At 71.0% G+C, this 12893-nt stretch carries 5 protein-coding genes; all 5 read right to left on the reverse strand.

Going from position 1 to position 12893, the window contains the following annotated elements; genetic code table 11:
* Nucleotides 1-28: 28 nt before the first annotated feature.
* Complete coding sequence (locus LXT21_RS15580) at nt 29-8263, reverse strand: Ig-like domain-containing protein (RefSeq protein WP_254038921.1); 8235 nt, start codon at nt 8261-8263, stop codon at nt 29-31.
* 427 nt (nt 8264-8690) lie between these two features.
* Nucleotides 8691-9266, reverse strand: a complete 576-nt coding sequence (locus LXT21_RS15585; RefSeq protein WP_254038922.1) for a hypothetical protein — start codon at nt 9264-9266, stop codon at nt 8691-8693.
* An 86-nt stretch (nt 9267-9352) separates the two neighbouring features.
* Nucleotides 9353-10483, reverse strand: coding sequence for a hypothetical protein (locus LXT21_RS15590; protein ID WP_254038923.1), 1131 nt, complete (start codon nt 10481-10483; stop codon nt 9353-9355).
* 32 nt (nt 10484-10515) lie between these two features.
* Nucleotides 10516-11601, reverse strand: a complete 1086-nt coding sequence (locus tag LXT21_RS15595) for a hypothetical protein (RefSeq protein ID WP_254038924.1) — start codon at nt 11599-11601, stop codon at nt 10516-10518.
* Nucleotides 11598-12848 (reverse strand): glycosyltransferase family 2 protein, encoded by a 1251-nt coding sequence (locus LXT21_RS15600; protein WP_254038925.1) that lies wholly within the window; start codon nt 12846-12848, stop codon nt 11598-11600. Before LXT21_RS15600 ends, LXT21_RS15595 begins: the two co-directional genes overlap by 4 nt.
* Between the last annotated feature and the right edge of the window lie 45 nt (nt 12849-12893).

A 12893-nucleotide genomic window follows, 5' to 3' on the forward strand; every position in this document is an offset into this window, starting at 1 on the left:
CGTGGCCGCCGGAGCCCTCGGTGATGCGTCAGTCGCGACGCGCCCGGCGACGCAGCGGCAGCGCCAGGAGCAGCAGGGCCAGCGGAGCGAGGGTGGCCGCGCCGCCCGTGGTGCAGCCGCCTCCGCCGACGACGAAGTCGTCATTGCCGTCCAGCGGGTTGGTGCCACCGGCGACCTCCTCGCCGTCGCTGGCGCCGCCCCCGTCCGTGTCGGCGTTGTTCGGGTCCGTCTCGCCCGGGTCGACGCGGCCGTTGTGGTTCGCGTCCTCCTCGCCGTCCTTCAGGCCGTCCCCGTCCGTGTCCGCGTCGAGCGGGTCCGTGGGGTTCTCGCCCTTCACCTCGATGCCGTCGGGCAGGCCGTCACCGTCCGTGTCGGGGTTGTTCGGGTCCGTCTCCCGCGCGTCGACGCGGCCGTTGTGGTTGGTGTCCTCCTCGCCGTCCTTCAGGCCGTCACCATCCGTGTCCGCGTTCTTCGGGTCGGTGGTGGTGCTGGGGTCCTCGTCCGGACGGAAGTTCGGCGAGCTCTGGTCCGTGTGCGGGTGCGCCGTCTCGCGCGTCACGCCCATCTCGGTGCCGTCCAGCACGCCGTCGTTGTCGCTGTCCGGGTCCAACGCGTCGATGAGGCCGTCCCCATCCGTGTCGGTGATGCCATCCACGCCATCCGGCACACCGTCGGAGTCGGAGTCTGCGTTGCGCGGGTCGAGGCCCAGCGCAATCTCGGTCGCGTCATCGATGCCGTCCATGTCGGAGTCCACGTCGTCGGGCGCGAAGAGCGGGTCCGTCTCCCGCGCGTCGACGCGGCCGTTGTGGTTGGCGTCCTCGATGCCGTCGAACACGCCGCCGCCATCCGTGTCGGGGTTGAGCGGGTCCGTCTTCGTCGACGGGTCCGCGTCCGGCGTGAAGCGCGCCGGGTCCGTGTCGGTGCCCTGCGGCTCGGTGAGGCCCAGCTCCAGGCCGTCCGCCAGTCCGTCGCCGTCCGTGTCCGCCTTCTTCGGGTCCGTCTCACCGTCGTCGACGATGCCGTTGTGGTTGGCGTCCTCGTTGCCATCCAGCAGGCCGTCGTCATCCGTGTCGTCGTCGAGCGGGTCCGTGCCCGCGACCTTCACCTCGATGCCGTCCGGCAGGCCGTCGCCGTCCGTGTCGGGGTTGTTCGGGTCCGTGCCGAGCGCGAGCTCCTCCGCGTCCGTCAGGCCGTCACCATCCGAGTCCGCCGTGATGTTCCACGAGTAGGAGGCCGGCGAGTCATCCACGTTGCCCGCGCCGTCCACCGCGCGAACCTCCAGGGTGTGCGCCCCGAGCGCCAGGTTCGTGAAGGCCATGGGGTTGGTGCACGCCGTCCAGGCCGCGCCGTCCAGGCTGCACTCGAAGGTGGAGCCGGGCTCGGTGGACTCGAAGACGAACGTGGCGTCGGCGGGCGCCTCCGTGAGCGGCGGGCCGCTGAGGATGCGGGTGTCCGGCGCCTGGGTGTCCACCGTCCACGTGTACGACGCGGGCGTCGGATCCACGTTGCCGTCGTCATCCTTCGCGCGGACCTCGAGCGTGTGCTCGCCGTCGGCCAGGCCCGTCAGCTCGGTGGGGTTCTGGCAATCGCCGAAGGGCGCGCCGTCCAGGCTGCACTCGTACGTCACCGGGGACTCGTCCGAGCTGAACCCGAACGTGGCCGAGGTCTGGTTCGTCAGCGTGGGCGGCGTCTGGGTGAACTCCGTCTGCGGCGGCTCGGCGTCCACGGTGAAGGTGTGGACGACGGGCGTGCTGGTGTTGCCGGCCTCGTCCGTCGCGGTGACGGAGACGGTGTGCGAGCCCTCGCCGAGCGGCGCGCTCCCCGTCAGCGTCCACGTGCCCGAGGCATCCACCTCGAAGGTGCCAATCACGGTGCCGTCCACCGTCACGGTGACGGTGCTGCCCGGCTCCGCCGTGCCCGAGTACGTCACCGTCGAGACGCTCGACTCCGAGCCTTCGGCCGGCGAGTCGATGTCCACGGCCGGCGCCTGGGTGTCCACCGTCCAGGTATGCTCCGCGGGCGTCGCGTCCACGTTGCCCGCGGCGTCCACGGCGCGCACCGCGAGGGTGTGGTCGCCGTCCGTGAGGTTGTCGAACGTCGCCTGGGAAGCGCACGCGACGAAGGTCGCGCCGTCCAGGCTGCACTCGAAGGTCACCGGCGTCTCGTTCGAGGAGAAGACGAAGGACGCGGAGGCCACGTTCGTCAGGGCCGCGGGGCCGCTGTCGATGGCCGTGTCGGGCGCCGTCGTGTCCACCGTGAAGGTGACGCTCGCCGACGCGCCGGTGTTGCCCGCGGCGTCCGTCGCGGTGACGACCGCCGTGTACGGCCCGTCACCCAGCGTCACGGGCGGCGTGAAGGACCACCCACCGGTGCCATTCACGGGGATGGGGCCGTAGGTCACTCCGCCCACCGTCAGCGTCACCGACGTCGCGTCGGTGGCCGTGCCCGTGAGCGTCACCACGCCGTCAGCCAGCACCGCGCCCGGAGCGGGAGAGGCGATGAGCGGCGCGGCCGGCGGCGTCAGGTCCACCGTCCACGTGTACTCGGCGGGCGTGGGGTCCACGTTGCCCGCCGCGTCCACCGCGCGCACCGTCAGGGTGTGCTCACCCTCGGCGAAGCCCTCGAACAGGGCCGGGCTGGTGCAGGCGATGTACGCCGCGCCATCCACGCTGCACTCGAAGGTGGAGCCCGGCTCGCTGGCGACCAGCTCGAACGAGGCGTCCACGGCGCGGGTGGGCGAGTCCGGACCGGACACGATGAGCGTGTCCGGCGGGGTGGTGTCCACCGTCCAGGTGTGGGTCGCGGGCGTCGCGTCCGCGTTGCCCACGGCGTCCACCGCGCGCACCGAGAAGGTGTGCGAGCCGTCCGCCAGGCCCGTGAAGCTCACCGGCGAGGTACAGGCCACGTAGGCCGAGCCATCCAGGCTGCACTCGTAGCCCACCGCGTCGCCCTCGGAGCGCAGCTCGAAGCTGGCCGACGTCTCACGGGTGAGCGCCTCCGGACCGGACTCGATGAACGTCTCCGGCGGCGTCAGGTCGATGGTGAAGCCGTGCGACGTCGCGTCGGAGGTGTTACCCGCGGCGTCCACCGCGACGGCGGTGAGCGTGAGCGGGCCCTCGGGCTGCGCGGTGGGGAAGGTGAAGGTCCACGTGCCGGAGGCCGTCACGGGGATGGGGCCGTAGGTGGCGCCGTTCACCTCCAGGTAGACCTCACTGTCCGACGCGGCCGTGCCGGTGATGGTGGGCGTCGCTGTGCCCACCGTGCCACCGTTCGCCGGCGAGACGACAGCGGGGGCCGCGGGCGCCTGCAGGTCCACCGTCCACGTGTACGTCGCGGGCGACGGGTCCACGGTGCCCAGCGCGTTGACGGCGCGGACCGCGAGGGTGTGGGTGGCCTCGGAGAGGCCGGTGAGGTTCAGCGGGCTGGTGCAGGCCGTGAAGGCCGCGCCATCCAGGCTGCACTCGAACGACACGCCGCCGTTCTCCATGCGGAGCGCGAAGGACGCAGTCGTCTCGCGCGTGAAGGCCGCGGGGCCGGAGTCGATGTACGTCTCCGGCGTGGACAGGTCGACGGTGAAGTCGTTGGACGCCGCGTCGCTGGTGTTGCCGGCGGAGTCCGTCGCGGTGGCCTCCACCGTGTGCGGGCCCTCGCTCAGCGCCGTCGGGCTGGGCAGGCTCCAGTCGCCGTCGATGTTCGCCGTCACGGTGCCAATCACGTCCCCGTCCACCTCCACCGTCACCTGCGCGAAGGGCTCCGCGGTGCCGGAGTAGACGGGCGTCGCGGTGGCGATGGTGGTGCCGTCCGCGGGGGTGGTGATGACCGGCGCGTCGGGAGCCACCGTGTCCACGGTGAACTCGGAGGGAGCGCTGTCGTCGCTCACGTTGCCCGCGGCATCGGTGGCCGTGGCAATCGCCGTGTGGAGCCCCTGTCCCAGGTCCACGGTGGGGGTGTACGTCCAGCGGCCCAGCGCATCCACGGGCGCGGTGCCCAGGACGACGCCGTCCACGGACACCGTCACCAGCGTGCCCGCCGTCCCCGTGCCGGAGATGACCGGGCGCTGCGTGGGCACCACGACGCCGTTGGCGGGCGTGTCGATGACGGGCGCGTCCGGCGCCGTCGTGTCCACGGTCCACGTGTACGTCGCGGGCGAAGCGTCCACGTTGCCCGCGGTGTCGCGCGCGCGGACCTCCAGGGTGTGGCTGCCTTCGGACAGGCCCGTGAGGGTGCGGGGGTTGGAGCAGGTGATGAACGCCGCGCCGTCCAGTGAGCACTCATACGTCACCGGGTCCGTGTCGCTGCCGAAGCCGAACGTGGCGGAGGTGGCGTTGGTGATGGAGGGCGGGGTGCTGGTGAACGTGGTGGTGGGCGCCACGGTGTCGACGGTCCACGTGCGGCTGGCCGGCGTCGCATCCACGTTGCCCGCGCCGTCACGCGCGCGCACGGTGAGGGTGTGGGCGCCCTGGGACAGGTTGTCGAACGTCACGGGGTTGGAGCAGGCGACGAACGTGGCGCCGTCCAGCGAGCACTCGTAGGTGACGCCGGACTCCGAGCTGCCGAAGCCGAACGTCGCGCTGTCGCTGTTCGTCAGCCCGGAGGGCCCGCTGACGATGGTCGTGTCCGGCGCGGTGGTGTCCACCGTCCAGGTGTAGGTCGCGGGCGTCTGGTCCACGTTGCCCGCGGCATCCCGCGCGCGAACCGCCAGCGTGTGCGAGCCGTCCGTGAGGTTGGGGAAGGTCTGCGAGGAGGCGCAGGCGCTGAAGGCCGCGCCGTCGAGCGAGCACTCGTACGTCACCGGCGACTCGGTGGCGCTGAAGGTGAACTGGGCGTTCGCCGAGGCGGAGACGCTCGGCGGGCGGGTGACGATGCTCGTATCCGGCGCCGTGGTGTCCACCGTCCACGTGCGGGTGGCCGGCGTGGGGTCCACGTTGCCCGCGGCATCCACCGCGCGAACCGCGAAGGTGTGCGAGCCGTCCGCCAGGTTCGACAGCGACGTCGGGCTGGTGCACGACGTGAACGGCGCCCCGTCGAGCGAGCACTGGAACGTCTGCGGGCTCTCGGTGGAGGTGAAGCTGAACGTCGCGCCGGTGTTCGACGTCGTCCCCGTCGGGCCACCCGAGAGGGTGGTGTCCGGCGCGAGGGTGTCGACGGTCCACGTGTAGGTGGCCGGGGTGGGGTCCACGTTGCCCGCGGCATCCACGGCGCGGACCTCGAGGGTGTGGCTGCCCTGCGACAGGCCCGGGAAGCTCTGCGACGCGGAGCACGCGGTGAACAGCACCGCGCCATCCAGGCGGCACTCGTAGCTCACGCCGCTCTCGTTGGAGCTGAACTGGAAGTTGGCCACCGCCGAGTTGGACACCGACGGCGGGGTGCTGGCGAAGGACGTGTCGGGGGCCACGGTGTCGACGGTCCACGTGCGGGTGGCCGGCGTCGCGTCCACGTTGCCCGCGCCGTCACGCGCGCGGACCTGCAGGGTGTGGCTGCCCTGCGACAGCCCCGTGTACGTCATCGGGTTCGTGCAGGCGGTGAAGGTCGCCCCGTCGAGTGAGCACTCGTACGTCACGCCGCTCTCGTTGGAGTCGAAGTCGAACGTCGCCTGCGTGGAGGCCGTCGTCCCGGACGGACCGCTGACGATGGTCGTCTCGGGCGCCACGGTGTCGACGGTCCACGTGCGGGTGGCCGGCGTCGCGTCCACGTTGCCGGCGCTGTCGCGCGCGCGGACCGCCAGCGTGTGGTTGCCCTGGGACAGGCTGCTGAAGGTCGTGGGCGAGGTGCACGCGGCGAAGGCCCCACCGTCCAGGCTGCACTCGAAGAGCGCGGGCGTCTCCGTGGAGGTGAAGGAGAACGTGGCGCTGGTGGAGTTGGTCGTCCCCGTCGGGCCCGAGGTGATGGCGGTGTCCGGCGCCGTGGTGTCCACGGTCCACGTCCGGCTTGCGGGCGTGGGGTCGATGTTGCCGGCGGCGTCCACCGCCCTCACCTGGAGCGTGTGGCTGCCCTGCGACAGGCTCGTGATGCTCAACGGGTTGGCGCACGCCGTGAAGGAGGTCCCGTCCAGCGAGCACTGGTACGTCACCGGGGCCTCGTTGGAGGCGAAGTTGAACGTCGCGTTCGTGCTGTTCGTCAGGCCGCTGGGGCCGCTGACGATGCTGGTGTCCGGAGCCACGGTGTCCACGGTCCAGGTCCGACTGGCCGGCGTCGGGTCGATGTTGCCGGCCGCATCCCGGGCGCGCACCTGGAAGGTGTGGGAGCCCTGCGCGAGCCCCGTGTAGCTGGTGGGCGAGGTGCAGGCCGTGAAGGCCGCGCCGTCCAGGCTGCACTCATACGTCACGCCGCTCTCGTTGGAGGTGAAGGTGAAGCTCGCGCCGGTCGCCGCCACCGAGCCCGAGGGACCGGTGATGATGCTGGTGTCGGGCGCGACGGTGTCGGTGGTGAAGTTCACCGTGGTGGCCGGACTGGCGTTGTTGGCCGCGTCCCGAGCCGTCACCGTGGCCGTGTGGGCCCCCTCCGGGAGCGCGCTGCTGGTGCAGGACCAGGCGCCGGTGGTGGGGTGCGCCGAGGCGGTGCAGACGGTGACGCCCCCGATCACCACGCTGACGGTGCTGCCGGGCTCGGCCGTGCCGGTGAACACGGGCCGGTTGGTGCCCACGGTGCTCCCGTTCGTCGGCGCCGTCACGACGGGCGCGGGAGGCACGGACACGACGATGTTGGTGGGGCCGGTGGTGGTGGTGGACGGGGAGCTGTTGGCCGAGCTCGCCGGCGCGCCACGCTCGCCCTGGGCCGTGATGGTGGCCTGGTTGGCGATGACGCCGGAGGCCGCGGCATTCACCACGGCGCGGAAGCGGATGCTGGTGCTCTGGTTGAGCTGCAGGCTGCCACCCAGGGTGCTCGTCGCGCCCGTGCCCAGCCGCACCGTGATGACGCCCGTGGGGCTGACCTCGCCCACGTCGTCGCCCTGGATGTCGGTGAGGGGGCCCGCGTTGGGGCCGGTGAGGATTTCGAGCGTGCCCGGGACGTAGGCGAGCTGGGCGGGGAGCGGATCCCGGAGGATGGTCTCGATGCTGACGTCGTCACCGGTGTTGGTGGTGACGATGGTGTAGTCGATGAGGTCGCCGCCGCGCAGCGAGCCGTCCGAGCGCGGGTTCACCGCCGTGGCCGTCTTGTACGTGTTGGTGAAGTCGGGGCGCAGCGTGGCGATGGACGTCGCGAAGGCGCCGAGGATGTACGCGTCACCCGAGGACGTCGCCGTCACCGTCATGGACGTGGCGCCGCCGGAGACGTAGTTGGTGATGTCCACCACGTCCATGTCCACGCCGGACATGCTCGCCGACGCGCCCGTCAGCCGGGGCAAGTCGTTGGCGTGGCTCGCGGGCGTGCCGAGCACCGAGCGGGTGCTGTTGAAGAAGTTGTTCACCGGGTTGGCGCCGTCGGAGATGTTGCTGCCGTTGACGCGGAACTGGTCGCCGGTGCGCGTCGCGTCGCCCTCGAAGGCCAGCACACCCAGCTTGGCGTCGAAGCCCGAGTTCGGCACGGTGAAGCCAGACAGCGTCACCGTCTGCGGATTGCCATTGCTGACGTAGTCCATGCCGTCGAACAGCGTCAGGTTGCGGATGGGCGCGTCCGGGTGGCGATAGAAGACCACCAGCGCCCAGGCGCTGAACGGGTCCGTGCTGTTGAGGTTGGCGAGCGGCGCGGAGTCGACGTCGCTCACCTCGTAGACACCCGAGCCATTCGCGGCGACCAGGCTGGTGACGTCCGCGGAGGACTCGTAGATGTAGCGGCCGTTGGGCGCGTAGCTGTGCGAGACATCCGCCGTCAGCATCTGCGTGAAGACACCGGGCCGGCCGAACTCGGCGGTGAGGTCCGGCGTCCGCGCGTTCGTCGTGGTGGACAGGTGCGCGGCCCAGTACAGCCGCGCGTACGTCACCACCGCGCCCGTGGGAATCACCAGCGCCGCCCGGCTGCGCGCCTGCGTGGCCGTCACCGAGGTGTTCGCCAGGGCCACGCCCGACTCGATGGTCCAATAGACATCCACCGCGTCGTCATTGGTGTTCGAGCCACAGGCCCCCACGGTGCCCACCAGGGGCGCGGGGACGTTGGAGGCGCAGTCGTGGGCGAGCGTGTTGCCCACCATCAACAGGTCGCCGCGCTGGTCCGCCGTGTGGCGGAGCACCGGCGCCGCCAGCGCCTGGCCCGCGAAGGCGGTCATCAGCAGCGGCAGCACCCAGCGCGTTCGCGCCGCGGCGCCGCGAGTGGAGGTCTTGGACATGGTGGGGGCACCTGAAGAGGCTGGAGGAGGGGACGGATGCGCGAGGTCCGCGACGACCTGGGGCCGGACGCCATGAGCCCGGGAATCGCCGGGGGGCATGGAATCCCAGTCAGTTGTGGCTCGCCGGGGGGACGGCTCGGAGGCGGGGGTGGCTCGCTCTGTCACGGACCGTCGAAAAAGCAACCGCGGTGCCAGCGTGAAACACAGGATTCACGGCCGTGTTGTCGGTTTTCGAGGCCACATGAAACACAGGCTCGAAATGTCTGTCCGAGGGCTGGATCCAGATTCTGGAATCCGGACGAACGTGTCTCGACGGGACAGAGCGAGCGTGGAGAGTGGATGTCTGGGATTGCTGATTCGTGGCGAGCGAAATCACGCGTCGTGTCGACACTCGCAGCAGCGAATCCACTGGCACGCGTCGGCAGGGTCAATGTGGACGCGTGGCTGACGGAGGCGGGACGCGGAGCTGGAGCGTCACGCGCACGTTGTCCGAGCGGAGCCCCACCGGGCCATCGAAGGAGAAGGCCTCGGGAGGCAGCGCTCCCTCCCACGCCAGGGTGTCGTCGGCCCAGACGCGGAGGGTGGGGCGGACGAGCTCGACGCGCAGCACGTGCTCCTGTCCCCAGGTGGGCGCGCCCAGCGCGACACGACGGGTGGGGCGCACGGTGACATAGCCCGCGTTCCCGCAGTCGGCGCTGCGGTGCAGGTCCGGGTTGTGCTTGTAGTTGACGACGAGGCCGGGCTTGGGCGTGAAGCGCCACATCACATACACCACGTTGCAGCCATCCTGGGCGCGCAGCTTGAGGCCCACCTGTTGGCGAGGTGCTCCGGATTGCAGCGCGCGTTGCTCCTCGGACGGGGCGTGAGGCGTGAAGCGCAGCTCGGCCCGCGAGGAGTCGGAGCCCGGGAGGATGGCTCTCAGGCGCGCGCCGTCCACGTCGAGCCGGCCGTCGGGCCGCTGCCGGGTCGCTCCCTCCGTCACCTCCAGCTTGCTCGGTGGCAAGGGCTTGTCCGCCGTCCTGGGCGCGGCCGCCAGGGCCCCTGTCCCCAGGCAGGTCGCGAGGAGCCACGTCGAGACGCGTGTCCTCCTCAGGGGGCGGTGCTCCCGAGGAACGAGGTGAGCGCCTCCACGTGGGCGGTGAGATAGGCCTGCTCGGCGCGCAGCCTCGCCAGCTCCAACAAGAGGTAGTCGCGGAAGCGGCGAATCTCTCGGGTCTGCAGCGCCTCCACGTCGCGCAGCTGTCCCTCCAGGTCCGTCACCAGCGCCGTGACTTCGCGCAGCCGGGCCTCCTCCGTGCGATGTCGGGAGCGCAGCTCCACCAGGAGCTCGGAGACCTGCTGGTTCATCCCCTCCACGTCATGCAGCGTCGCGCGGCGGCGACCATCGCGCGCGCGGGCGTTCGCCTTGCCCTGCCACAGGTGACCCAGGTCATACGTGAGCATGACCTGCCCGAAGAGCGGCACGTCCTGGTCCACGTCGAAGACCTCGTCGTACCCGCCGCGCACACTGAGCTGCCAGGCGCGCGCCCGGCGCAGTCCTCCGACCTCGGACTCCACCGCGTCATCGGCCGCGCGGAGCTCCTCCAGCAGCGCCTCCAGCCGCTGCCCCCGAGCGAAGACAGGACGGGCGGCCAGTCGCTCCCGCGCCAGCGCCGTGTCCGTGCTGAGCGAGCGCAGGTGGTCCAGCCGCACCTGGACGGCGTTGAGCTCCTCGAGCGTCGCGCGGCCTTCCTTGAGGTCGTCGCGCAGCGTGGTGACGAGCGCCTCCGCGCGGGGCAGGGCCTCCTGGAGGACGCGGGCGCGGGCCTCGAGGGCGGAGTCCTCGCCCAGGCCCGAGCCCTGTCGCACCGCCGCCTGGAGTGACGAGAGCGCCTGGTGTCTGCGGCACTCCGCCGCCGCGCGTCGGTGGATGGTGCGTCCCCGGTACAGGCCCACGAAGTCGTAGCTCAAGCCCGCGGTGACGCGCAGCTTGGGCTTACCCAGGGCGGTGCCTCCCTCGGCCTCGCCGGTGTTCACCGCGCCGAAGCTCCCGAACACCTCCGGCGCCAGCTCCAGCGCGGCCTCCGCTTCACCCATCCCCTGGACCCAGTCGCAATAGCCCGCGGAGCGCTCCTCCAGGCGAGCAGCTGGCCGGGTGGCCTCGGGCGTCGACTGGGCCCAGGAGACGGGAGTTCGCGCGGCGAGCAACAGCAGCGCGCCGCAAGTCAGGCTCTTCCGCATGGGACTTCTCCACCTCGTCATGGGCGCGCGGCTCACAGCACCAGGGGCGCGCGGCCCAGGTGCAGCAGGTCCTCGCGGGCCGACGCGTCGTCCGTGAGCTTCAGCTCCACCATCACCCCGCGCAGCATGTGCTGACGGATGGGGTGCTTGATGGTGACCTCGCCCTCCAGCACCCCGCCCACCACGCCCACCTCGCGGCACCAGACGACCTTCAAGGCGCAGGCGAACAGGGGCGAGCCCTCCGCCGCGTTGCCCAGGTTCTCGTACGGCACGAAGGCCACCGTCAGGTCCTTCTCGATGGCGCGCAGGTACGGCGACGCCTTGAGCGACGCGATGAGCGCCTCGTAGCGCTGGGCCACGTCGTCGAGCGCCTTCGCGTCGTGCTCCAGGCTGCGCAGCGTCGCCTCCGCGCGCGCCTGCTCCAACATCGAGTGCGTGTACTCCCGCTCCAAGAGCAGCACGTCCGACGTCATCCCGTCCGGCGTGCCGTCCTGCACCGCCGTCAGCCCCGCGATCTCGCGGTGGATGCCCTCCACCCGCGTCTCCAGGTCCACCGTCGTCTGCGCCAGCGAGAGGTTGCTCTGCGCCAGCTGCGCCAGGTGGTGGTTGAGGGTGAGCTTGTCCTCCTGCTGCAAGAGCCGGGCGCCATACAGCGCGTCCGTGCGCGCGCGGGACAGGCCCGCGTAGGCCCGGTTGGACTCGAGGATCTCCTTGCGCGCCTCCTGGTACTCCCGGCGCAGCGTCGACAGGCGTTTGGCGGTGCGGTCCTTGGAGGCGCGCTCGCCGCGCAGGGCGACCAGGAAGCGCTGCTGGAACGAGCGCTCCGCGGCGGCGGTGCGCTGCGCGTCCGTCATCCGGTTCTCCACCGCGCGCTTCTCGGCGAGCACATGATCTCGTGACGACGTCTGCGCCGCCAGCTGGGTGTTGAGCGTGAGGATCTGCGGGTCCGTGGGCGATATCACCGTGGGCGTCGCCCACGAGCGGCTCAGCAGGAAGAAGCCCTGCACCGACAGGAACCAGAGGAGCGCGGTGAGGATGAGGCCCAGCAACACCGAGCCCATCATCTTGTAGAGCGAGACGGCCACGGCGTTGATGCGATTGGCGACGCGTTGGTTCATGGAGAGCCCTCACCAGCGGGGTCGGTCGGCAGCTCGCCGCGGTTGGCCACGGGACTGGGGGCCGGCGCGGTGCTGGCACTGCCCCGCGTCTCCCAGCTCCCGGAGTCCAGCGTCAGCAGCGCCAGCGGCGTGAAGAGCGCGTACGTCACCGGCATCAGCAGGGCCATGGGCAGGAAGCACGCCCCATGCACCCGCCGCTCCTCCGGCAGGTGCCGCGTCTCCAGCCGGTAGATGATTCCCAACAGGCCGATGACCAGGAAGTGGAACGCGAGGATGTCCAAGAACTCGCCCGTCAGGACGTTGTGGACGATGACGACGGGGTAGGCGAGCAGCAGCGCGAGCTGCGACACGTAGTGGATGGTGATGACCGGGTGCAGCCTCCACGCGTGGGACAGGCCGCCCAGCAGGTCCACCAGGTTGGAGCGCCGCCACCGCAGCTGCTGGGAGAAGTAGCCCGCGAGCGTCGCCGGCGCGGCGGTGAAGCAGAACGCGTCCAGCGTGTAGACGGTCTCATAGTCGTGCTTGACGATCTGCCGCGTGAGGAAGCGGTCCTCGCCGTACTTGATGGGCACGCCCGCGATGGAGCGCGCCTCCAGGATGGGCTCCAGCTCCAGCAGCACGTCGCGGCGGTACGCGGTGAGGCAGCCCGACAGGCACATCACCTGACGGAAGCTGCGCTCCAAATCCTTGAGCCACTGCTGGGCAAAGTGGAACTTGATCTCCACCATGCGCGTCAGCCAGTTCTGGTGGCGGTTCGTCACGTAGGTGCGGCCGCCCACCGCGGCGATGCGCGAGTGCGTGAAGCGGCGCACCAGGCGCCGCACGGCGGAGCGGTCCACGATGACGTCCGAGTCCACCGAGACGATGATCTCCGCGTCCACCGCGGCCTTCACGGCCCGGTTGATGCCCTTGCGCTTGCCCAGGTTCTCCGGGTTGCGCATGACGAGCACGTTGGAGTGGCCCTCGGCGGCCTTCATCGCCCACGCGTAGCTGTCATCCTTGGAGCAGTCGTCCACCACGACGATCTGCAGGAGCTCGTGGGGATAGTCCTGCTCCAGCAGGCTGCGGACGGCCGTGAAGATGCCCTGGCCCTCGTTGAAGAGGGGGATGACGATGGCGACCCGCGGACGGTACGCCTCGTCCACCTGGTCGATGCTGCGACCCCGCACGCGGCGCAGGAACGGCCCCAGGATGTAGCGGTTCATCAGCACGACGATGAACAGCAGGTGGATGGGAAAGAGCTCCATCAGACCCCGCCCCCCATCACGCCCCCCTCCCTCGCCACGCCCGCG

Source organism: Myxococcus guangdongensis, from assembly GCF_024198255.1.
GTDB lineage: Bacteria > Myxococcota > Myxococcia > Myxococcales > Myxococcaceae > Myxococcus > Myxococcus guangdongensis.